This is a genomic window from Arhodomonas sp. AD133, assembly GCF_051195215.1.
Classification (GTDB): Bacteria; Pseudomonadota; Gammaproteobacteria; order Nitrococcales; family Nitrococcaceae; genus Arhodomonas.
This window is the reverse complement of record NZ_JBNAZM010000003.1, coordinates 156,255-176,179: the sequence shown is the minus strand read 5'-3', so window position 1 is coordinate 176,179 and position 19,925 is coordinate 156,255. Positions and strand designations below refer to the sequence as shown.

The 19,925-nt window shown below is 61.6% G+C and carries 24 protein-coding genes; 9 read left to right on the top strand and 15 right to left on the bottom strand.

Annotation, left to right across the window (positions count from 1 at the left end; all coding sequences use genetic code 11):
- Window positions 1-221: 221 nt before the first annotated feature.
- Window positions 222-737: a superoxide dismutase [Cu-Zn] SodC gene (gene sodC / locus ACPEES_RS03480; protein ID WP_435101104.1), complete on the top strand. Its 516-nt coding sequence runs from the start codon at window positions 222-224 to the stop codon at window positions 735-737.
- Between the two features lie 46 nt (window positions 738-783).
- On the opposite strand, the gene ACPEES_RS03475 is transcribed toward sodC, so the two are convergent.
- The 7 genes from ACPEES_RS03475 to ACPEES_RS03445 form a co-directional block, all read right to left on the bottom strand.
- Window positions 784-1,932 carry a sulfotransferase gene (locus ACPEES_RS03475; protein WP_435101102.1) on the bottom strand — a complete coding sequence of 383 codons (1,149 nt, stop codon included), beginning with the start codon at window positions 1,930-1,932 and terminating at the stop codon, window positions 784-786.
- A 20-nt stretch (window positions 1,933-1,952) separates the two neighbouring features.
- Complete coding sequence (locus tag ACPEES_RS03470; protein ID WP_435101100.1) at window positions 1,953-2,681, bottom strand: hypothetical protein; 729 nt, start codon at window positions 2,679-2,681, stop codon at window positions 1,953-1,955.
- Window positions 2,682-2,690: 9 nt separating this feature from the next.
- Window positions 2,691-2,975, bottom strand: coding sequence for a hypothetical protein (locus ACPEES_RS03465; RefSeq protein WP_435101098.1), 285 nt, complete (start codon window positions 2,973-2,975; stop codon window positions 2,691-2,693).
- Window positions 2,972-4,330: an arylsulfotransferase family protein gene (locus ACPEES_RS03460; RefSeq protein WP_435101096.1), complete on the bottom strand. Its 1,359-nt coding sequence runs from the start codon at window positions 4,328-4,330 to the stop codon at window positions 2,972-2,974. Before ACPEES_RS03460 ends, ACPEES_RS03465 begins: the two co-directional genes overlap by 4 nt.
- A 335-nt stretch (window positions 4,331-4,665) precedes the next feature.
- A complete protein-coding gene (locus ACPEES_RS03455; protein WP_435101094.1) occupies window positions 4,666-6,297 on the bottom strand; it encodes a methyl-accepting chemotaxis protein in 1,632 nt (543 codons plus the stop codon).
- 284 nt (window positions 6,298-6,581) lie between these two features.
- Window positions 6,582-7,061, bottom strand: a complete 480-nt coding sequence (locus tag ACPEES_RS03450; protein ID WP_435101092.1) for a LamG-like jellyroll fold domain-containing protein — start codon at window positions 7,059-7,061, stop codon at window positions 6,582-6,584.
- A gap of 439 nt (window positions 7,062-7,500) precedes the next feature.
- Complete coding sequence (locus tag ACPEES_RS03445; RefSeq protein ID WP_435101090.1) at window positions 7,501-7,695, bottom strand: carbon storage regulator; 195 nt, start codon at window positions 7,693-7,695, stop codon at window positions 7,501-7,503.
- 492 nt (window positions 7,696-8,187) lie between these two features.
- On the opposite strand from ACPEES_RS03445, the gene ACPEES_RS03440 reads away from it, so the two are divergent.
- On the top strand, window positions 8,188-9,240 hold the full coding sequence (locus ACPEES_RS03440) for an acyltransferase family protein (RefSeq protein ID WP_435101088.1): 1,053 nt from the start codon (window positions 8,188-8,190) through the stop codon (window positions 9,238-9,240).
- Window positions 9,241-9,474: 234 nt separating this feature from the next.
- On the opposite strand, the gene ACPEES_RS03435 is transcribed toward ACPEES_RS03440, so the two are convergent.
- Window positions 9,475-9,723 carry a hypothetical protein gene (locus ACPEES_RS03435; RefSeq protein ID WP_435101086.1) on the bottom strand — a complete coding sequence of 83 codons (249 nt, stop codon included), beginning with the start codon at window positions 9,721-9,723 and terminating at the stop codon, window positions 9,475-9,477.
- Window positions 9,720-9,923 carry a hypothetical protein gene (locus tag ACPEES_RS03430; RefSeq protein WP_435101084.1) on the bottom strand — a complete coding sequence of 68 codons (204 nt, stop codon included), beginning with the start codon at window positions 9,921-9,923 and terminating at the stop codon, window positions 9,720-9,722. Before ACPEES_RS03430 ends, ACPEES_RS03435 begins: the two co-directional genes overlap by 4 nt.
- 88 nt (window positions 9,924-10,011) lie before the next feature.
- On the opposite strand from ACPEES_RS03430, the gene ACPEES_RS03425 reads away from it, so the two are divergent.
- Window positions 10,012-10,296 carry a helix-turn-helix domain-containing protein gene (locus ACPEES_RS03425; protein ID WP_435101082.1) on the top strand — a complete coding sequence of 95 codons (285 nt, stop codon included), beginning with the start codon at window positions 10,012-10,014 and terminating at the stop codon, window positions 10,294-10,296.
- Window positions 10,297-10,432: 136 nt separating this feature from the next.
- Here the strand turns inward: ACPEES_RS03425 and ACPEES_RS03420 are convergent, their stop codons facing one another.
- The 3 genes from ACPEES_RS03420 to ACPEES_RS03410 form a co-directional block, all read right to left on the bottom strand.
- Window positions 10,433-10,837 (bottom strand): hypothetical protein, encoded by a 405-nt coding sequence (locus tag ACPEES_RS03420; protein ID WP_435101080.1) that lies wholly within the window; start codon window positions 10,835-10,837, stop codon window positions 10,433-10,435.
- Window positions 10,821-11,534, bottom strand: a complete 714-nt coding sequence (locus tag ACPEES_RS03415) for a DUF433 domain-containing protein (RefSeq protein ID WP_435101078.1) — start codon at window positions 11,532-11,534, stop codon at window positions 10,821-10,823. Before ACPEES_RS03415 ends, ACPEES_RS03420 begins: the two co-directional genes overlap by 17 nt.
- A gap of 470 nt (window positions 11,535-12,004) precedes the next feature.
- Complete coding sequence (locus ACPEES_RS03410) at window positions 12,005-12,667, bottom strand: HAD family hydrolase (RefSeq protein WP_435101076.1); 663 nt, start codon at window positions 12,665-12,667, stop codon at window positions 12,005-12,007.
- A gap of 355 nt (window positions 12,668-13,022) precedes the next feature.
- Here ACPEES_RS03410 and ACPEES_RS03405 point away from each other — a divergent pair, with 355 nt between their 5' ends.
- The 4 genes from ACPEES_RS03405 to ACPEES_RS03390 all read left to right on the top strand — a co-directional run bounded on the left by ACPEES_RS03405 (window position 13,023) and on the right by ACPEES_RS03390 (window position 15,818).
- On the top strand, window positions 13,023-13,247 hold the full coding sequence (locus ACPEES_RS03405) for an addiction module protein (protein WP_435101074.1): 225 nt from the start codon (window positions 13,023-13,025) through the stop codon (window positions 13,245-13,247).
- A gap of 293 nt (window positions 13,248-13,540) precedes the next feature.
- Window positions 13,541-14,737: a Fic family protein gene (locus ACPEES_RS03400; RefSeq protein WP_435101072.1), complete on the top strand. Its 1,197-nt coding sequence runs from the start codon at window positions 13,541-13,543 to the stop codon at window positions 14,735-14,737.
- 461 nt (window positions 14,738-15,198) lie between these two features.
- Entirely contained in the window at window positions 15,199-15,534 is a 336-nt protein-coding gene (locus tag ACPEES_RS03395; protein ID WP_435101070.1) for a type II toxin-antitoxin system RelE/ParE family toxin, read from the top strand.
- Window positions 15,531-15,818 carry a helix-turn-helix domain-containing protein gene (locus ACPEES_RS03390; protein ID WP_435101068.1) on the top strand — a complete coding sequence of 96 codons (288 nt, stop codon included), beginning with the start codon at window positions 15,531-15,533 and terminating at the stop codon, window positions 15,816-15,818. Before ACPEES_RS03395 ends, ACPEES_RS03390 begins: the two co-directional genes overlap by 4 nt.
- Window positions 15,819-15,826: 8 nt before the next feature.
- Here the strand turns inward: ACPEES_RS03390 and ACPEES_RS03385 are convergent, their stop codons facing one another.
- Together ACPEES_RS03385 and ACPEES_RS03380 are read right to left on the bottom strand one after the other, a co-directional pair.
- Window positions 15,827-16,402, bottom strand: a complete 576-nt coding sequence (locus ACPEES_RS03385; protein WP_435101066.1) for a DUF2726 domain-containing protein — start codon at window positions 16,400-16,402, stop codon at window positions 15,827-15,829.
- A gap of 20 nt (window positions 16,403-16,422) precedes the next feature.
- The gene (locus ACPEES_RS03380) at window positions 16,423-16,737 is read right to left on the bottom strand and encodes a hypothetical protein (protein ID WP_435101064.1); all 315 of its coding nucleotides are present in this window, start codon (window positions 16,735-16,737) and stop codon (window positions 16,423-16,425) included.
- A 259-nt stretch (window positions 16,738-16,996) separates the two neighbouring features.
- On the opposite strand from ACPEES_RS03380, the gene ACPEES_RS03375 reads away from it, so the two are divergent.
- Window positions 16,997-17,668 (top strand): hypothetical protein, encoded by a 672-nt coding sequence (locus ACPEES_RS03375; protein ID WP_435101062.1) that lies wholly within the window; start codon window positions 16,997-16,999, stop codon window positions 17,666-17,668.
- 423 nt (window positions 17,669-18,091) lie between these two features.
- A complete protein-coding gene (gene tolA, locus ACPEES_RS03370) occupies window positions 18,092-18,964 on the top strand; it encodes a cell envelope integrity protein TolA (RefSeq protein WP_435101060.1) in 873 nt (290 codons plus the stop codon).
- Window positions 18,965-19,076: 112 nt separating this feature from the next.
- Here the strand turns inward: tolA and ACPEES_RS03365 are convergent, their stop codons facing one another.
- Window positions 19,077-19,790 (bottom strand): LexA family transcriptional regulator, encoded by a 714-nt coding sequence (locus tag ACPEES_RS03365; RefSeq protein ID WP_435101058.1) that lies wholly within the window; start codon window positions 19,788-19,790, stop codon window positions 19,077-19,079.
- Window positions 19,791-19,925: the final 135 nt, after the last annotated feature.

Genomic DNA, 19,925 nt, shown 5'->3' with positions numbered 1-19,925 from the left:
GCCGCACGACGGCTCCCTTTGGGCGCTCGTCAGCGCGCCTGTGGGCAGCGTTGCCCGTCGTTCATGTAGACCTTGCTATACCGTGCGCCTCGCGCTCTGCCACAAGCGCGCTGACCAACGCTGAGGCATGGCAATACGAAAGGTTAGTACCTCGGCACTCACAACTGTTAGCGTTGCATGGAGCACGAGAGGGGGTGACGTCATCGGATGCAGGAGGCACGATGAAACGTCTATTGATTCTCGCCCTCGTAACGGCCACGCCAGCCGCCATGGCGGCCACCGAAGTCACGATGCACCGGGTGAGCGCTGACGGCGTCGGCGACGCCATTGGCACGGTGACGTTCAGCAACTCCGAGTACGGGATGTTGATCGAACCCGACCTGAAAGGTCTGGAGCCCGGGGTGCACGGCTTCCACGTGCACCGGAAGCCGAGCTGCCAGCCTGCCGTGAAGGACGGTGACATGACCGCCGCCGCCGCGGCCGGCGGGCACTTCGATCCGGACGATACCGGCCGGCACCGCGGGCCCTACAGCGCGAGCGGTCATCTCGGCGACCTGCCTGCGCTGACGGTCGATTCCATGGGCAATGCCGCGATGCCGCTTCTGGCGCCGCGTCTGGAGGTCGGCGCCCTGGCCGGTCACGCCGTGATGGTCCACGGCAACGGCGACAACTATGCGGATCAGCCCAACAAGCTCGGTGGCGGCGGGCCACGCGTCGCCTGCGGTGTCATCGAGTGAATCGCCGTGCGGGTGCTTCGTGCGCCCGCACTTGCGTTCCGGGGCACTAGCGCTCGCCAGCGGTCATACGTTGCCTCGCTGCCGGGGCAATGCCCAGCCGTTCGGCGGTCTGCCGTGTCCAGTGCTCGATGGTCGCGAGCTCGTGCTCCGAGAAGTGGGGCTGGTAGTAACTGGGATGATGGATGTGGTCACGGGCGCGCTCCAGGAGGTCCGGCGACGCGTCCAGAGCGCAGTGCTCGAGCAGTGATGTGAGCGTCTCCTGGGGCTGCGCGCACAGTGGCTCGTAGTGCACGACCCGTGCCGCGGCCCGCAGTGCCGGATTGGCGTCGAGGCGGTCGGCCAGGTAGGTATGCAGGACGCGCCAGTAGTGCGCCCAGCCTTCCACCTCGTGACCGCGTTGCCAGAGGGCGGCGATCTCCCGGGCCTCGCTGTCGTCGCCGACGTTGATCGGGCGCCGGTCCAGGCCGAACTCGAAATGGCCGACCCGCTGCAGGTGGGTGACGGCGCGGGGCTGACGTAGCTGCCCCTCGTGGAAAAGACGCTGTTGTTTCATCAGCGAGGCGATGTGCCAGACCGGATCACGTACGGGGATGATGAAGCGCGCGTCGGGAAAGCATTTGAGCAGGTACTCCAGCCGCGTGATGTTGTAGTTGCCCTTGGAGACGTAACGATCCGCGCCGCGCACGCTCAGCAGTTTGCGGATGTGATCCCGGTAGAACGCTTCGAATGCCGGGTGGGTGGTGTGCGCGTCGAGCACCGCACTGGCGTTCGGGCTGTGCAGTTGCCGAAAGAACGCCATCCATAGCACTTCCTCGAAGGCCTCGGGGCTCTCCGGGGTCACCATGATGCCGTCCTTGTGTGTGCGCTCCGCCGGTTGGGCTTCCGCCCGCGGCGTGAGATCCAGGAACCGGTTCCAGAGGTAGGGCGTGTGCAGCAGCGGGTAGTCGCGATAGCGGTGCGTGGCCACGGCCTGATGCCAGCTCAGCACCTCGAGCAACAGCGTGGAGCCCGAACGCGCCAGCCCCGCCACGTAGATGGGCGCCTCTACCCGTACGTCGGCGAGTGCGTCACCGAGCAGCCGGGTTTCCAGGTTGCCGAGCCTCCGCCAGAGCCCCGGGTGGCGGGCGACGAGGCCGCCGAGGTAATGGTTCCACGGATCGACGCGGAAGGGATCGTCATTGGCGGTGTCTGTCATTGTCGGATCCTCCGCAGTGTCTATTCGATGCGCGCGATCACCTTCAGCGCCACCGATGCGACGAGCAGCGACAGGAAGAAGGGCAGCTCCCACCCGTGCAGCCAGTCCGGACCGACCGTCAGGTACTCCCGCGCCGGTAATTCGATGTGTATGCGTTCCACCGCAGCGTCGTCGTCGATATAGCCTGCCGGGTTGCCGAACAGGGTGTTCCACCAGCGCCGCTTGTGGACCACCGGCACCGGCTCGGGGAGTATTACCTCGGCCACCGTCCCGCGCTGCGTGTCGTTCACGACCACGCGGGGCGCCTGCTGTGAGGATTCGGGCTCTACCCACTCGGCTTGAAGCTGTTGCGGGGCAAGATGGATGGTCGGGGTCACACCCGGTGTGGGATAGGCGTAACCGTAGGCCGTGGTGAGCCAGGCGATCAGCGCGAGCAGAGGCAGCGAGGCTGCGATGGCGGGTGCCGAGACCCGGCCCACCTGAGCGAACGCGGTGCCGAGTAGGTGCTTGATCAGCGGCATCGCGTCGGCGAATTCGCCGTCGAAGCCATCCAGGCGCTGCCGGGCGTCGGCGAGGGCCCGTTTGCCCTCGGCGATGCGTCGTTGCGAGGAGAGCAGGCGGTAGAGGCCCATGGAGACCAGCCCGCCGATCGCGCCCCAGATCACCAGCCGAAACGGCGCGGACAGGATCGTCGCCGCCTGGGTGTCGAGCCAGGCGAACACCGGCGCCGGCACGTCGAACAAACCCATGAACGCCGCCTACAGGCTGCGCTGCGAGGGGGATTCGTCCCCGCCGGGTTGGCCGGGCTCATTGTCCGCGGTGTCAGCCATCGTCTGGGCATCGCGGCGGGCCTTTGCGCGCCGGCGTGCACGGCGAATCGGCCAGAGGATCACGAACCCGAGAGCGGCACCGATCGCGAGCAGGAGGCCCCAAAGCGCGCCCAGCAGGCTGAGGCCGGCGCCGGGGCCGACGTAGGCGAGGGCCGCTTCGCTGGCGCCGAGCGTCAGCGCAATGAGGATCGGCGTAGCGTACTTGCACTTCATGGCGTGTGCTCCTCTCTGGCTGTGGTGGTCGGGGCGATACGGGCCCGGAAGGGTGCCGACAGGCGGTCCGGCGGGATGCGCTGGCCGTAGCTGATGACAGGGATGCGGGCATTCGCTTCGCCGCCGCGGATCGGGTTGACGTATTCCCAGACGATCTCGCCGGCAGTAGTGACCTCGAGCAGGCGTCCGCCGCTGGATTCCGTGATCAGTGTGTTGCCGTTGGACTGACGTTCGACGGCCGCGCGAATGAGACTCTCCAGCGGCGCGTTCTCGTCGCCGGCGTAGACCCATTCAATGGCGCCGGTGGCGGGGTCGACCTCGACGATGCGCGACTTGCCGCCGGCCCCGAAATGCCCGCGGTTGTCGAAGACCAGCAGGTTGCCGTTGGGCAGAATGTCCGGGTCATGCTGGGCGAGCCACGGCCCCCGGCTTGCCCAGACCACCGTTTCCGCCTCGACGTCCACCAGGGCCACGCTGCCGCCGGCCAGCTCCCGGAAGGAGACGAGCACCTGCCCGGGCGCTGCCTCGGGGATCTTGCGAGCCAGGCGCTCGGCGTCGTCACGGTCCAGGTAGTCCACGCCATTGGCGTGCAACGGGTCGGCCAGGCTGTAATAGGGCACGCGCCAGAGATAGCGCCGGTAGTCCGAGTCGTTGATCGCCTCCAGCAGCGAGAACTTCGTGAGCGTCTTGCCTTTGGGCGAGAGAATCACCAGCGAATCCTCCAGAAACGGCGGCTCGAACTGGTCCGCGCCCTTGAGCCCGGTAGTGCGCACGCCATGGGCAAGCGCGGCGATGTGTCCGTCATCGGCGACATCGAAATCGTGGTGGAGGTTGTCCAGATTCTTCCAGAGGAGGCTGGAGTCAACGTCCAGGCGTGCCATGCCGTAGCCGTAAGGGGTGTCGCCGACGCCTTCGTAGAGCGCGAGCAGGTCGCCGTTGGGGAATACGTGGGCCTTGCGGAAATAAATCTGATGATCGGATACGGGATCGTCAGTGGCGGCGCTCGCATCCCAGATGCTGCTGAACGGCCGCTCCCACTCGTGGACGGGCTCGCCATTCATGTCCACGAGCGTGGCCTTCGCCGCGTGTCCCGAGGTGTAGAGCGTGAGTCCGGCCCGGGCCTTGTCGGGCAGATGGCGGGTCACGCCACGATCTTCGGTGCGCTGCTTCGACCACAGGTCAGTGGTGTAAGGGTCAGTATAGCGCGTGAGCTTGTCGTAAAGCGCCATCCCGCCGCGGTAGGCGTCGCGTATCAGCGGCGCCGGGTAAGTCTCGGACACGGTCATTACCGCGCCGCCGACGAATGCCAGAAACATCAGCGAGATGACGAAGACGATAGTCGGGAGATGACGCAAGGCTGGTGCCTCCCTGGCAGTTCCGCGTTTGCCGTGTTGATGTTGCGCGTGATTGCTCGGTAGCGCACGCGACGGTGTCCGTTGGTGGACTATTGGGCAGTAGTGCAGACTTTGTGCCACCGCTTGGGGGTGCTTGCGCCGTTACTTTGTAACGATTTGTTTTTATGGCGTTTTTAGGTGTCTTGTCAGCGCTCGTTCATGCGGCACGGCGATACGGGCCGCGCGTCGATCGTCGTCGCCGGGCGACGTATCGGGTCTGGCAGGGACGGTGAGGCTGAATGGCGGGAATCGGATCCGGCGCCCGGGGAGTCTCCCGGGCACCGGATCTCGCCGTATCAGGTGCGGAATTGCTCGACCATTTCGCGGAGCCGGCCGGCGGTGGCCGCGAGCTCGTTCCCGGCCTTGTTGGTCTGGGCCGTCCCCTCGGCGCTCTGCTCGGCCAGTTCGCTTACCTGAGAGACGCTCTGGGCGATCTGCTCGGAGGCTGTGCCCTGCTCTTCCGTCGCGCTGGCGATGCTCGAGGCCATCTCGCTGATACGCTCGACGGCGCGGGCGATGTCCGCGAGGGCCTGGACGGCTTCCTGACTGCCCTCGACGCTTTCGGAAGCGTGGGTCTGCCCGGCTTCCACGGCCTGAACCACCGTGCTGACACGCGTCTGGAGCTGTTCGATGGTGGCCTGGATCTCGCCAGTGGACTGTTGCGTCTGCGATGCCAGATTGCGCACCTCCTCCGCCACCACCGAAAAGCCGCGGCCGTGCTCGCCGGCGCGGGCGGCCTCGATGGCGGCGTTCAAGGCGAGGAGGTTGGTTTTCTCCGCGACGCCGGTGATCACATCCAGAACCTGGCTGATACGCTCACCGTCCTTGAGGAGCTGGCGAGCCTCCTCGGCGGCTTCGCCGACGCTGCGGGCGAGGGTGTCCACCGAATCGCGGGCGTTGCCGACCACGCGGCTGCTCGCGGCGACATTCTCGTTTGCCGTTCCCGCGGTATCCGCCGTCTCGGAGGTATTACGGGCGACTTCCCGAATCGTGGCGCTCATTTCCTCGACGGCGGTCGATATCTGCTGGACCTCGTTGTTTTGTCGTTCGACGTTCGAGCGGCTCTGGTCACTCACGGCCGAGAGCTCCTCCGCCGAGGAAGCGAGGCTCGACGTAATGGTGAGCACCTCGCTAAGGAGGCCGCGAAAACGCTCGATCATGGCGTTGAAAGCCCTGCCGGCCTCGGCGATCTCGTCGTGGCCTTGCACGTCGACTGATACCGTGAGGTCCGAGTCCCGCGTGCTTCGCTCCATAGTGGCGCGCAACCGTTCCAGCGGCGTCCGGATACTCGTGCCGATGAACCACGCGAGCAGCCCCACGATGACGATCGACACCACGGTAATGCCACTGAACAGCGTCAGCGAGCGGACGTAGCCAGCGTGGGCGTGTTCATAAAGCGCTTCGGCGACCTCCAGCTGAAGGTGGATGAGCTCGTTGAGCTTCGCGGTGATGGGGTCGATGTGGGTATACAGCGGTCCATCGAATTCGTCGAGCTCGCCGGCGACGGTGCCGCTCAGTCCGGCGAGGTGGTCCTCCAGGCGATCGATTTCCCGATCTGCCCGGTCGAACAGCGTGCGGGCTTCCCGGGCGAGCGTCGCTTCCCGTGCGGTGAATTCCGTTTCATTGAATTGTTGCCAGAGCTCGTCCGTGCGCTCACGCGCCTCGCGGATGTGGGATAGTGCTTCTTCGGCCGATATGAGGCCGGCGTTGGCCTTGTTGACGGCTTCCGGGATTAGTACGGCGTAGTCGTCGGCGATGCCCTTGAGATCCTCGAGGGGAACGACGCGATCCACGTACATGGTTCGTGCATCGTTCTGAATCTCTTCCATGACTTTCATCCCCCACAGCGCCACGGCAACGAGTACCACCAGCGGCGTAGCGGCGAGCACCCAGAGCTTGGTCTTGACGGTGAGGTTGGTCAGTTTCATTCGAAAGCCCCTTCTGCTGTTATCGGCGCGAGTGGGAGCCTGTCGCGATGCAGGATTCCCTACTGTGTTTGTCGGCCGACAAGGTCTTGGGGCGAGTGAGCGAAACGGTGGTCTGACCGGCGGCGTATTCCCTTTACCGGGCAGATTCCGCGGCATTCGGGCGAGATCGGGGATTCGGCGGATACCGTGCCGGCTTGATGGTCGTCGCCATCAAGCCGGCATCGTGACCGGTCAGCGCGCCGCTGCCGGTTCTTAAGGCGGGAACGACAGGCGCCGCGCATCGTTCAACGCTGGTCGTATAGCCACTCGTCCCGGGGGAGTGCCCGCCCGTTGATCCGTATCTCGGCGATTTCGCCGGCGAAGGGGCTGTCGAGGGCGCCCATCCAGCTGCTCATGCCGATGTTCCAGGGCTCGCCGGGGATAGCGAGCAGGCCGTGCTGCGGCTCGGTGGCCGTGCGCATGGTGCGGGAGCCGTCCACGTACATGGTCACGAACTCGCCGTCGTTCACCTGGGCAATGTGATACCAGTAGCCGCTGCTCACTTCCCAGGACCAGTTGCTCGGCCCGCTGCCGTTCTGCGACGTGGAAATCCACTGGAACTCCTTGAGCGAGGAGACGTTGAGCCCCAGTGACGGGTCGCCACCGCGGCAGTCGAGCGCATGGTACTCGCAGACCGTGCTGATGCTCGGCTGGTGGTTGAGAATCGCCGACCAGGAATGCTCCGCCGGCGTCCAGTTCCGCGGCAGCCGAATGATCGCCTCCACCGTGTACGTGGGCAGAAAGCCGTCCTTGCCGGCATTACCGCGAGGGTGAATGCCTGCGTCGCGTCCGGGCGGCCTGTGTCGGGTCGGGAGCCGGTGTCTTCGGAATCGCTGTCACCCCCGCCGCCACAGGCAGCGAGTGCGAACGTCACCAACAAGCTCGACAGGACGCTGCGCCAAGCCGGAACCGGCAGGCTCGATAGGCCAGGTTTCATCGCAAACACTCCCGGGTTGGAGAAGGAGCGCGAAGCCTGCTCGAGGTTTTTGAAGCGGCTGTGACGTCTTCGTGACTCAGGGAAGGACGCTCGGGCGTGTGCTGCCCGTCAGCGAGCGAATTGTGATGACGGTCTCAGGGTGTCTTGGGGCGTTGCGCCCTGCGCACGCTGACATGCTTCCCCGGGCCGCGTCGGCCGGGGAAGCGATACCAGGGCCACGTGGGGGGCTATTCGTCGGAGTCGTCGCGGCCCCGTTCCAGCAGCTCCTCGCGCACGACTGGAATTTCCCGGGGGGCTTCGACGGACACTTTTACCTGCTTTCCACCGCGCACCGGGCCTGCGTCGAACCAGAGGTGGATGGGTTGCCCGTTCAGCTCGATGACAATGCCCTGCTTCTTCGGGCTACGAATCAAGTGCAGCATTTGCGCACCTCCCTGTTCGCGGGTAGTCGTGTTCCTTGTGTCGAATCCACCCTAACCTAACGCATCAACTAACACCGGGCGTTCGTCACACCCATGACGTCTGACGGTGTTCATGCCGCGCAACGTGGCGCCGGCGAGTCGCGCTGACCGCCACCTTTGCGCTGCGATGTTCAACCTAGCGCCACACTGGAGGATTCCCGGGGCGGACAGGCGGGCGTGGCTTTGCGCATTCTGTCGGGTACTGGTAGGTTCCGCGCGTTGTTTCGCAGGGAGGCGGCACCTTCGCGAGGCACGTATTCTGCGGACGCCTTCCACCTGTGAAGATCGATTCAGCCATCGGGAAGGGATGCTGCATGGCACCCTCCAGCAACCGTGTCTCAGCAAGACGCGTCCCCTTTTGGAAGCCGCTTCTCGTGGGGCCTTCGCTTTCCGCATGCCTTTCCGAGCGGCAGAACAACCTGACACTCCTGCGCCTCGTTGCCGCCTATTCTGGTGCTCATCGGCCATAGCTGGCCATTGGCGCTGGGCAGGGGCCACCACGATCCGGTCTCCGAGCTCACGCGCTCGATTCTCCCCTGGCATCTCGGCGTGCCCGGTATAGCGGTGTCCCTGTTCTTTTTCCTGAGCGGCCTGCTCATTACCCGCAGCTACCTGCAACGGGGCAATCTTCTGGACTTTTTGGAAGCGCGCGTATTGCGACTTTATCCGGCGCTGATCGTGTGCGTGGGGATCTGCGTTCTCGGCGTCGGCCTTGTGCTAACAAGCCTGCCCGCCGGCCATTATCTGGGCCACCAGTCGACGCAAAGCTATCTGATTCACAACACCACGCTCGTAGCCGGTATCGATTTCTGGCTTCCGGGGTTGTTCGCCGATCTGCCGTTCAAGGGGATCAATGGCAGCCTGTGGACGTTGCCCTATGAGGTGTGGATGTATCTCTGCGCGGCGACGCTGGGCGTGTTGACGATACTCCGGCGCCGCTGGCTGTTTAACGTGCTCTTCGTCGCGACGCTTTGCGCTTACGGACTGGATATTGGCATTCCCGATTTGACTGGCGTCAAGTTCGAGCGCCTCGGCATCTTCTTCCTGCTGGGCGCCTTCGTCTATGTCAACGCGAGCGCGGTGCGGCTGAGCCCAATAGCATTGGCGTTGTTCCTGTTCGCGGCGTGGGCAGCCTTCAAAAGCCCGGCGTATCCGTTGCTGGGGGCCGGTGCGCTGGCCTACGCATTCCTTCTCGTTTCATTCCACCCGTCCCTGCGGCTACCGAACATGGACCGGGTCGGGGATTTCTCTTACGGGACGTACGTGTACGCTTTCCCGGTCCAGCAGACCGTGATCCATCAACTGGATAATCCCGGTCCGTGGCTGACCTGCCTCGTATCGTTGCTGTCCGTAACCCCGGTCGCGGCTGCCTCGTGGTACGGGATCGAACGGCCCATGTTGCGGTTCAAGGGTAGTGCCGCGCGCTTGTGGAATGCGTCGTTTCCACGGCACGCCGGCCGATCGCCGATGCCTGCAACGGGCGGCGAGGGCGCAGCGGGCCAGTAGGCGTCAGTTCGCGTATTCGATCCGGCCGCCTGAACGATTCGTTCTGCCAAGTCGACTACAGGGCAGGCTCCTTTGGGCCCGGATACACTGCAGCCCGAGCGTATGCGTGTTTCCTGTACCGTGCCGGCCCGATTCGGCGTAACGAGTGACAGCCACCGGCCGTGACAAAAGGTGGTCGAGGCCAGGGCAGCGAAGGCGTCATTCACGCCACCGGCATCGGGCCACTGTGGTCGATCATTCCTTCCGCCCGGTCCCCGAAACACGCAATCCCGCTTGCTTTGCCTTGGAACGGCCATTTGAACGCCCGGTACCAACCGCACTCCATTCCAGACGCGACGCGCAACGCTCCAGTGCTTCCACCGTAACCGCATCATCGTGGAGCAGAGCCTGAAAAACCGCCTCCCAGGCCGTATCGAGCTCGCAGGGTGCATTGGCAACGGCGGCACAGAGGCGCTTGACCGCTGGCGAATGCTCGTCGGTCATTCCCATGCCTCCCCCTCCAGGCATTCCCGGGTGACGCGAGCCAGGTTCACCAGACGATGCCGGCCGACCTTGCGGGTGGGGAGCTGGCGGCGATTGATCATGCCGCGAACCTGGTCGAAGGAAAGCCCGGTGATCTCCGCGAAGCGCTCCTTCGTAACCAGCGGCCAGACGATAGCTTGCCGGGCTTGGAGGTCTTCCATATCCTCAATCCTGCACATTACGTCACACATACTAGCCACGGAATAATTCCGTAACCGTGGCTTGAACACTAAGCCGGGGAATAACTCCGTGTCAACCCGTGAGCGCATGACATCGCTCATCGAGTATGCCCAGTCCCAGGGCTGGACATACAGCCGCCTCGCCGCCACCACAGGCATCGGCGCGAACCGCTGGTCAGACGTCAAGAACGGCAAGGTGGAGCCCCGCCTCTCAGAGGGAGCGGCTATTCTCGCCCTGTTCCCTCAGTTCACCACCTGGTTGATGACGGGGGAGACCGACCCCGCCAACGGGCAAGTGAGCCCGGAGGTTGAGCAAGGCCGTAAGAGCTCACCGGGCGCGGCTAACGTGTCGTAATCCCTTCGAAATTGGATCAACAACGTAGAAGCGGCCCAGACAACGGGGCTGTTGGCATTCTTGGTAGTCGCGCTGACAAAGATTGGCAGTTGTGTCAGTGACAGACTCGATGCTGGCGAGCCATTGCGATATTCGATCAAATGGCCTTGAATGTGCCGTTGCCGCTAATTCGCCAAGGCACAAGGTGGACAGTGCTACCAGAGCAGGATCGCGCCCGCTGCAGGATTACGGGCCACCAGCGAACCAGGTTTTGAGCTTTCTCCCAGAACGCGTGGTTCGTCCAGGCACGCTCGAGGACGAACGCCGCGATGCCGGACCGTTGCAACGCTTCCTTCTCCAGTTTGCTCTTGCGAAAGCGGTCCTGCGAGACGATGACCCAATCGCCCTCCTCACCGAGAGTATGTATCCAGTCAACGTCGACAGTGCCGCGATCGAACCGCTGCGTGAGATGGGTGACCGGAACCTGCTCGCGATGCAGGCTCAGTTCGTTAAGCGCGCGGGCGAGAGCTGCGGGCAGGTTCTCGTCAATGAGCACTCGCACGTTGAGCCATCCCTTGCTCGAATTTTACGGCCATCCTGACCTGATCCTCGGGGATTTCGTAGAGTCGCGCCACGATCGTGGTATCACCTTCAACCTTAACCGCGGCGGCGAGCGCTTCTGTCGGCACACGATAGTCGTCGAGTATCGGCTTGCCGAAAGCTCGCTGCGGGTCGAGCACGATGGCGCGAGTCTCGGGTAGCGGATACCAGCGTTCCGCGTCTCCCGTTTGGTCGTATTCGATACCGGCGTAGAGCGAGGGCGAGATCACTTCCCGGAAAACGTATTGGCGTTTCGCCAGGTCCAGCAGACGTTCTCGGTCCTCATAATCGGAGACTTCTGGAGCCACGGCGGCAAATACCGAACGCCCATCGGTGCGGAACTGCCGACACGTGAACGGATACTTGGTGTCAAGTAGCTCACGGGCGTGGGAAGCCGCCTGCCGAATTGCCTGGAGGCTGACACCATGCTTGCGGAACGCATGTACGAAGCGGACTTCCAACAGGTCCCGGAAACTGAGCGCGTGCTCGTCTTCGTCTCGGTATTCCGGATCCCACAGGCCTGCATAGTGGGCACGCGAGCCGTTCTGTTGCTTCGCGGTGAAGCCGAAAACCCAGCGACGGACCTTGGTCGGCGCGATGCCTGCGAGGCGCGCCGCTTCGGGGATGCTGTAGATGCCGTGTCCAATGAGCTCTGCCATGGCGTGCTTGCCCCTTTGGGGGCGGCTTCCCGTCCGCCCTTTGCGTATACGCAGATGATACCACTCAGTGGATATGTGTCAGGCCATGAGGTGTTGATTGCTTATTCTGGTCTATCGTGACTGCCGGTGCTGGTTACAGAGCCACAACGGATTACGAACAGTGGACTTCGCGGTTACGTTCGCCGGAATATGGCTTCCCTGACGAGAAGGATGGCGCGCGCATGCTTGTCGATGGTCGAGACTGCGGCATGGCTCAATGGGAGTTGTGCCTTCAGCGCATCCCAGACGTAAAAAAGCCGTTCGACCGTCTCCATAGCCACCTTGAGAACGAGCTCCGACACGCACTGGGATCTCGATACGGCTACGTGCCGGTTCAAGGACCAGCACAAGGAAACGTCCGCGCCTGAACCACCGGACACCCGGCTTTCGCGGGCTGCGCCTATTGCGTGCTTGGGTCAGTGCGCCGCTGGCTATAGACCGAACTTCGCTTCCGTCCAGACGCGAGCCTCGTGGAGGCTCGGGGCGACATGGGTCGCCGCTGAGAAATCCTGCCCGTCGGAATACTCGTTGGGGATGGCCACGCAAGCCACACCGGCGGCGACGGCGGACTCCACACCCGTGCTGGTATCCTCGAATGCCACGGCGAACTCAGGGGCCAGATCCAGGGTGGCGAGCGCGCGGCGGTAGCTCTCCGGATGGGGCTTGCTGTGGCGGACGTCGTCCCGTGTGGTGATAGACGCAAAGAACGGCTCCAATCCCCAGTGACGCATGGTGTGCGCTATTTCTTCGCGGGGGCTGCCGGTGACGAGCGCCATGGGAACGGATCGCTCCCGGAACCACTCCAGTGTCTCCAGTACATCCGGGCGCAAGGGGGTACGGTTCTCCCGCAGGAAGCGCTGCGTGAGGGCGCTCTTGCGGTCGGTGAGCTCATCCGGGGTAACGGGGAGCCCGTGGGTATCCACGAGATGCCGGGCCGACTGCGGCGCAGGTACACCAGTGTGATCCGCCTTGTACTGGGCGGGCTCGATGGCCACACCGAACTCGGCGAGCACCTCGTTCCAGACGCGCAGGTGCGCGCTCTCCGAGTCCACCAAAGTGCCGTCGAAGTCGAGTAGGATGCCGACGTTGTCCATCCGATTCTCCGTTGTCCTTGCGATTATCAGAAGCCGGGCACACATGATGCCCGATCCAAGACAAGCAGCGACACCGACATACGCCTGAGCATGCGCCATGCCCACGTCGCCCCGGATCACCCGCGGGCTGCCCTGCACTGAGCCGGGTGGTCCCGTAGACATGTAGACACTCGGCCCGGAAACAAGGCTCGCTGGGAAGGGTGATGTGGCGTAGTCACCGGATAGACAGCGAGACCGCAGGCACCGGTGCCCCGGCAGCGGCAGCTATAGTCACCGGCCCCGCTTGCGCTGGAGTGTCTGGCCGGGAGGCAGGATGTCATAGTGCAGAGCGACAGATACCGCTTGAGGCAGCGAGATGGGCGTGAAGGACCTAATCGACGAGGTAAACGCGCTTCCGGTGGAAGAACGTGCCCTTGTAGTCGATTCGCTGCTGCGGAGCTTGAATCCGCCCGAAGCGGATACTGACCGCAAGTGGGCGGCGACTGCTCAGGCGCGCTTGAAGCAGCTGCGCTCGGGCGAAGTTGAAGCCGTTCCTGGTGATGAGGTGTTCGAACGGATCTGGAAGCGCTTCGAAGAATGACCGTCGCCTTTCACTCGGCAGCGGAAGCCGAGTTCGAAACGGGGTGCGGATACGGCGGGACTTACGTCGTGCCGGGCGGAAGTCAACCTACCTACCGTTCTCAACCTTCATGATCGCCACAGCAGACTCCTTGCTCCCGATCGACACGCACGACCGCACCCGGCCAGTGGGCCACGTTGTTAAACCGACGCAAAACACGACAGGCGCAAGCGAGTCACTATTTTACAAATGGCGAGTTTAGTAAAATAACGGGTCATGCTCGGACCGCCTATTCAACCCAAGTGAACTAACCCATGAGTACGCGAACCGGACGGTACATCAGGCAACCGGGCAGCTACCGGGCCTTCATCCCCGCTCCCTTGCCACCCGAACCGCCTGTAGCGCGCGACGACGAGCTGGATCGTCTTCTCTCACAGGCCGACCGAACCCTGGGGCGACTGGACGGTGTCACCTCCGTCTTACCGAACCCGGAGCTGTTCGTCGCCATGTACGTTCGCCACGAGGCCGTCCTGAGCTCCCAGATCGAAGGCACCCAGAGCACCCTCGAGGACGTGTTGGGTTACGAGGCCGAGCCCGCCATCGAGGACCAGCCGCAGGACGTTGAGGAAGTCGTCAACTATGTCGCGGCCATGAACCACGGCCTGTCACGTCTCGATACGTTCCCGCTGTCGCTCCGGCTTCTGCGCGAGATCCACGAAAAGCTATTGACCGATGTCCGCGGCGCCGAACGGCGCCCCGGCGAGTTCCGGCAGAGTCAGAACTGGATCGGCCCGGCCGGTGTAACGCTCAACGACGCGGAATTCGTACCGCCGCCGCCAGACGCTATGCACGAGGCCTTGGGGAATCTCGAAGAGTTCCTTCACGACCGTGCTACCCTGCCGGACCTCATACATTGCGCCGTTGCGCACGCTCAGTTCGAGACCATCCACCCGTTCCTGGATGGCAACGGCCGTGTTGGGCGCCTTCTGATCACACTGCTGCTTTGCGAGCGAGGCATACTGCACAAGCCCCTGCTCTACCTCAGCTACTATTTCAAGGCGCACCGCGCTCAGTACTACGACCGCCTCATGGCCGTTCGCCACGATGGCGATTGGGAAGGCTGGATCAAGTTCTTTCTGCGCGGTGTGGTCGAAGTCAGTCAAGCGGCCACGACCACATCCCGCGAAATCCTCGCACTCCGCGAACAACACCGTGAAGCTCTTCGCGACAATGCGATGGCTCAACAGCTGCTCGACATCCTATTCGAGCGCCCCATCGTGTCGATCCGTACCGTCGAAGGGGCATTGAACACGTCGTATGTAACCGCCCAACGAACAGTGGAACATCTGGAAGCCTGGGGCATTCTGAGAGAAATAACGGGCCGGAAGCGCAACCGGCGCTATCGCTACCAACCCTATGTCGACCTGTTCCAGCGTCAGAGCATCCTTGCTCCCGACGAGGAGCTGGGAGAGCCCGCGACAACGGGTAGTGAGCCGCCCGCAGCGTCGTAGTGGAGCCGAAGACCTAGCTGATTGAACCACTTGAGCTGCCGCGTGAGCGAAACCACATGCGCGCAGCTCGGCGTTCTCCGCGGTCAGGGGCAGCGGCGAGGCGGTCGGTTCGCTTTGAGGCGGGTGGCTTTACACATGGCGACGCGGTATACGGACGCGACTCAGCCAGTTCGAGGCGCGGAACCCCCCGTTGCAGTGAACACTCGCCGCGATATCGGGTGTGGGGCGCATTCGCAAGTTATCGATTGGACTGGTGGGCCCGGCTGGATTCGAACCAGCGACCAAGGGATTATGAGAACGTCATTCCGGTGCACTCTTGTGCACTCTTCTTGACTGTTCAATAACTTACGGCGTTCGTGGCGCACAGTGCAGCACTCTTACGCAGAGAGGCGTAGCCACTGGGTAGACACTCGTTGCCGGTTACTGGTGTCTTATATAAGTTCTGATATAATCTTGCAAAGATGAAGGAAATCGAGTTCTGGGGCGACAGTCTGGACGTCATCCGGGGCTTGGCGGAAGGGGCCAAGACCGCCGTCGGGTACCAGCTTGACCGACTGCAACGCGGCATGCAGCCGGACGACTTCAAGCCGATGAAGAGCATCGGCCCTGGTGTCGAGGAACTGCGCGTGAAGGACGAAGGCAACGCCTACCGCGTGATCTACATCGCCCGGTTTGAGGACGCCATACACGTCCTGCACGCCTTCCAGAAGAAAACACAGAAGACCGCCAAGCGGGACCTCGACACAGCAACGCGCCGGTTCAAGCAACTGCAGGCGCAGCGGAGGAACGAGCGATGACTGACAGCCAGCGATTCAACAGCGTGTGGGATGCCCTGGGCGACACGCCGGAGCAGACTGAAAACCTGAAGCTCCGCGCCGAGCTGATGACGCAGATCCGCGAATACGTGGAGAGTCTGAACGTTACCCAGAAAGAAGCGGCTACCCGCCTCGGCCTGACTCAGCCGCGGCTGAACGACCTGCTGCGCGGCCGTCTGGATCGGTTCAGCCTCGACATGCTCGTGAACGTTCTCGCTCGCGCCGGTAAGCACGTCAACGTGACCGTCGTCGACGACGTGGCCTAATTCCGCGCCTACTCGACGGCCGGTTCCGCGCGCCCTACGTTCTGGCTAGCCTCAGGCTGAGGTTGCACTAAGGCGGCAACAGCGTCCCTGATCCGTTCTCGATCCGGCATATCCTTCACGTGCCACCGGATGATGGGAATGCCCGCCTCTTCGAGCACCGCATTCTTCGCCTGGTCACGCTTGCGGGTATGCGAACGGTCGTCCAGCTCGACCACCGCCAGGATCGACAGATCCCGCCGGCAGATCACGAAATCCGCCACCTTCTGCCGGGCCGTGCCGAACTTCGCGAAGTTCGCCTTGCGACTCCCGCCCTTCACGCCGATGAACTGGCTAAACGCCACTTGCGCCAGGACCTCATAAGGCAACGCCGCCTTGAGCCGGTGATACAACGTCTGCTCGGGCGCGGTAAGCACCTTCTTGGGCACGAACCGCGGCCCTCGGGCCGCGTCCTTCCCCTTCTGTGCCAAGGCGTCTAGCACCTGCCACACCAACCCGCGCCGTTTGCCCTTCGCGTTCTTAACGGCCGCGACGATCAGCCCTGCGAACATAAGGACGATGAACGCGTACACGAACACGCTGAACATGCTGAATCTCCCGCCGGCGTCTACTCGTCTGCGTAGATGGGCACGCGGCGCTTGTACCCATGCCGGCAGCGCAACACGTTCTCGTTCAGCTCCTTGTCCGGCCCGATGCACTCCTCCATCGGCTTGCCGGGCACCCACTCCTCGCGATAGCCGATGATGCGTTTGCGCTTATCGCCAAAGAGCTGGTCGACCATCATGTGCGCGCCGTCGCGCATCCCTTCGATGGCCGCATCGCCCAGGTTGGGCAGTGGATCGGGTTTGCGCTGGTCATCAGCGACGGCCGGGACAACGGCGAGCGACAGTCCAGCAGCGAGCACGAACGGTAGGATTCGCATATGGCACCTCCCTGTCTGTAGGGCAACAGCCACCGATGTGGCACTGGGCAGCTCCTAGCCCGATGGTTGCCTGTTCACTCTGAAAGTGTGATGTTTATCACTGTAAGGCCGGTTTCCGACGCCTGCAACGTGCCTGGGCGAAACGGGCATGGTGAGATCAGCGATGGGCTATACCTGCGATCTAACAACGTGTGGGAAGCTCGGGACGATACGTCCGAGCAAGCCGAGTATTATTTCCGTTCGGCTAAGGGGTGTAGTGATGGGGCAAGAACCTGGTGGCCATTCTCGCGAAAACATGGGGCAGGCACTTGTCGACTCTGTCTTTTCGGAAAGCGGGAGGGATTTTGTCAGCACCGTTACCGAGACTGCACTGGATGCAGCTATGGATAGTGGGGTGCTAAAGGATATTCCGTTCGTAGGCATTCTTGCAAAAATTTGGAACCTTGGTAACACAATTGATAACAAGGTTTTCATGAAGAAGGTGGCGTTTTTTCTAGAATCAGCAAAACAGTCATGTGGTCAGGTGCCTAGCCATGAGGTTAGGAAGCTACAATCAGATCCCTCTTACAGGCGACGCGTGGGAGAAGGGCTGATCCTTTTGTTACAGCAACAAGATCATTTTGACAAAGCCTCCATTTTAGGGAAGGTGTATGCTGGTTGCCTTCGCGGGGATATTGATTACGACATGTTTCAGCGCCTTGCCAGCGTTATCAACAATACCTTTATTGGCGATCTTCACGAACTGGAAGACTATTACAAGAGGATCGATCAATATGACCCCACATTGAGACGGCCATTCAAAGAATTTCTCGATGATGCGATAGCACAGTCTTTGCAAGGCAGCGGGCTTGTTATAGCGGAGGGGTATACGGAAGATATTTATCACCCTAGCGAAAGCGGCCGGACATTGGTTAAGCTTCTAAAGAATTGAGGGTGGCACGGGGGGTTAAAGCGTGTGGCAGAAAATGACGCGGCGATTAGGAAGCTTCTGGCGCCCCTGGCGAGCTATTGCGGGCTTTCTCAATCTCTGGGCTGATGTGCCCATTCGCCGGGTCGGTCATCCCTGTCACAAGGCAGTGGGCGTACTTGGGCCAAATGGCACAGACGGTCTCAATGACTTCTGTGCGCGGTGCGCTTCCGGTCTGCTCGTACCGCGTGACCGTTCCCTTCGCTAGTCCGGTTACCTCGCAGAGATCTGCACAGGTTGCTCGACGCTGGCATCATCGACCGAACGGAAGACGGCCGTCTGTTCCTTCCGTATGATGCGATAAACGTCGATTTCACACTTACAGCAGCCGCCTGACCTGGGTTGTGCGAATACATGGGTGGCGGTGCGATTTTCTAGGGGGCAAAGATGAAGCGATATGGAATTTCGCTTTTTATGGTTCTCTCACTGATTATCAGTTCTGCGGTAGCAGAGTCGCCAATCAAAACAGTTGGTGAAAATAAAGCATGGATGCTTTCTAAGCGAGTAGACCCCATTACGGATGCGGTATCTTTCACCGCATACACAAATGAGGCCGATAGGGATATCAGGTTTTTTCTGGGCTGCTATCAGAGCGATAAAGAAGTGCTCGCTGGGCTGAAAGGGCTGAAATACGAATCCGGTGACTTGGTTCGAGAGGTTATCTATCGTTTTGACAAATCAAAACCGCAGCATGCGGATTTACTTTTCACCTCTATAAATACTGTCAGCGCTCACCCTCCGCTTGTAGAGAAACTTGTAAGAAAAGCTCCAAAGCATAAGAGGCTTGTTATTCGTGTTCCGCTAGGCCGACCTCATGTGGACTTGTTTTTTGACTTATCAGGAAGCGCCACGATTTTGGCGGAATGGGAAGACAAATGCGATATTGATTTGGCAAGCATGGCCGAAAAAGTGCGCCGGCGTGAACGTGAAAAGCGACTGAAAGAAGAGCGTCAACGTAGAATTTCGAAAAAATTGAAAGAAGCGAGGGAGCAGTATATTCCAATATGGCAACAACGGATCCAAGCTGCGTGGATTCGGCCTCCGGGCATTAGTGATGGATTATCGTGTATTATTCAGGTGCGTCTCAGCCCGAGCGGCGTGGTCATGAGTGCTCGGGTCGTAGAGTCTAGCGGTGACTCATCTTTCGACCGATCGGCAGCTGCCGCCGTACAGCGCGCTGGGATGTTGCCAATGCCCGCAGATTCGAAAATAAAAAGAAAATTTCGGCAACTCCGTTTTCGATTTAAACCCGAGACTTAATGTGGATTGTTTCGGGAATGGCTGCGCAGCTATGGTTTTGGTGCGTTTGTGCTAGGCATTTACCATGCGGATGGTCTCCTAGTAACGTGGCTGCGTTTACTTGCTAGGGCTGCTAAACGCGGCGGCCTATCCATACAACGCGGCCAACTATTTTCAAGTTCTTGTAGTCGTCAGGCCCGACGTGTTGATCGTGATACTGGGGGTTGTCGGAGCGTATCCACACGCCGCCTGACCAGTCGCGTTGTAACCGCTTGGCGAAAGTTTCGCCGTCTACCTGAAGCACATAGATAGAGTCGTCGCGGACTTCGTTGCGGCTGGTGTCGACGAGGATTAGGTCATCTTCTCCGATCGTCGGCTCCATGGAGTCGCCCATGGCCGTGACCAGGACGAGGTTATCCGGGGTAAACCCTTCACGACGTAACCAGTCCTTGCGGAAGGCAAGTCGTTGCACTTCCTGTTCCCGCTCGACCACGGCCCCGTGGCCTGCGCTGACATGAACGTCATAGCGGGGTATCAGAGCGTACTCGTCGACGATCTCGGTGTTCGCTTGTGATGCCGGCGAGGGGGTGACCTCCTGGGAGCCTTCACCGGTAGCTAGCCACGTCAGCGAAACGCCTGTGACCTGAGCTAAGGCGACGAGCTTATCTGCACCAGGGATAGAGCGCGCGTTCAAATATTTCCGGACCAAGCTCTGCGCTATGCCGGTTTGTTGCTCTATGGAGTATACCGACTGGTTACCTAGAGCCTGCCGCAATCGCTGACTGAACCTCTCCGTGTCCCAAGTTGGTTCGGCGACAGTGTGTGGTTCGGACTTGGGGCGCGTCACGTGTCTCTCCAAGACGTTGGCATGACTCTATAGGGCCTAATCCCGTGGAGGCGAGATCTCAAAGAGCCTTTAGTAGGCTCTAAATACTTGCATTAGGCTCTATAGTGCAGTATGGTTCTCATCAGCGGCTACATA

Excerpts from the sequence above, each read along its gene's own strand:
- sodC (WP_435101104.1), top strand. The coding sequence starts at position 222 with ATGAAACGTCTATTGATTCTCGCCCTCGTAACGGCCACGCCAGCCGCC.
- ACPEES_RS03475 (WP_435101102.1), bottom strand. The coding sequence starts at position 1,932 with ATGACAGACACCGCCAATGACGATCCCTTCCGCGTCGATCCGTGGAAC.
- ACPEES_RS03470 (WP_435101100.1), bottom strand. The coding sequence starts at position 2,681 with ATGGGTTTGTTCGACGTGCCGGCGCCGGTGTTCGCCTGGCTCGACACC.
- ACPEES_RS03465 (WP_435101098.1), bottom strand. The coding sequence starts at position 2,975 with ATGAAGTGCAAGTACGCTACGCCGATCCTCATTGCGCTGACGCTCGGC.
- ACPEES_RS03455 (WP_435101094.1), bottom strand. The coding sequence starts at position 6,297 with ATGAAACTGACCAACCTCACCGTCAAGACCAAGCTCTGGGTGCTCGCC.
- ACPEES_RS03445 (WP_435101090.1), bottom strand. The coding sequence starts at position 7,695 with ATGCTGCACTTGATTCGTAGCCCGAAGAAGCAGGGCATTGTCATCGAG.
- ACPEES_RS03435 (WP_435101086.1), bottom strand. The coding sequence starts at position 9,723 with ATGACCGACGAGCATTCGCCAGCGGTCAAGCGCCTCTGTGCCGCCGTT.
- ACPEES_RS03430 (WP_435101084.1), bottom strand. The coding sequence starts at position 9,923 with ATGGAAGACCTCCAAGCCCGGCAAGCTATCGTCTGGCCGCTGGTTACG.
- ACPEES_RS03415 (WP_435101078.1), bottom strand. The coding sequence starts at position 11,534 with ATGGCAGAGCTCATTGGACACGGCATCTACAGCATCCCCGAAGCGGCG.
- ACPEES_RS03410 (WP_435101076.1), bottom strand. The coding sequence starts at position 12,667 with ATGGACAACGTCGGCATCCTACTCGACTTCGACGGCACTTTGGTGGAC.
- ACPEES_RS03405 (WP_435101074.1), top strand. The coding sequence starts at position 13,023 with ATGGGCGTGAAGGACCTAATCGACGAGGTAAACGCGCTTCCGGTGGAA.
- ACPEES_RS03400 (WP_435101072.1), top strand. The coding sequence starts at position 13,541 with ATGAGTACGCGAACCGGACGGTACATCAGGCAACCGGGCAGCTACCGG.
- ACPEES_RS03395 (WP_435101070.1), top strand. The coding sequence starts at position 15,199 with ATGAAGGAAATCGAGTTCTGGGGCGACAGTCTGGACGTCATCCGGGGC.
- ACPEES_RS03390 (WP_435101068.1), top strand. The coding sequence starts at position 15,531 with ATGACTGACAGCCAGCGATTCAACAGCGTGTGGGATGCCCTGGGCGAC.
- ACPEES_RS03385 (WP_435101066.1), bottom strand. The coding sequence starts at position 16,402 with ATGTTCAGCGTGTTCGTGTACGCGTTCATCGTCCTTATGTTCGCAGGG.
- ACPEES_RS03380 (WP_435101064.1), bottom strand. The coding sequence starts at position 16,737 with ATGCGAATCCTACCGTTCGTGCTCGCTGCTGGACTGTCGCTCGCCGTT.
- ACPEES_RS03375 (WP_435101062.1), top strand. The coding sequence starts at position 16,997 with ATGGGGCAAGAACCTGGTGGCCATTCTCGCGAAAACATGGGGCAGGCA.
- tolA (WP_435101060.1), top strand. The coding sequence starts at position 18,092 with ATGAAGCGATATGGAATTTCGCTTTTTATGGTTCTCTCACTGATTATC.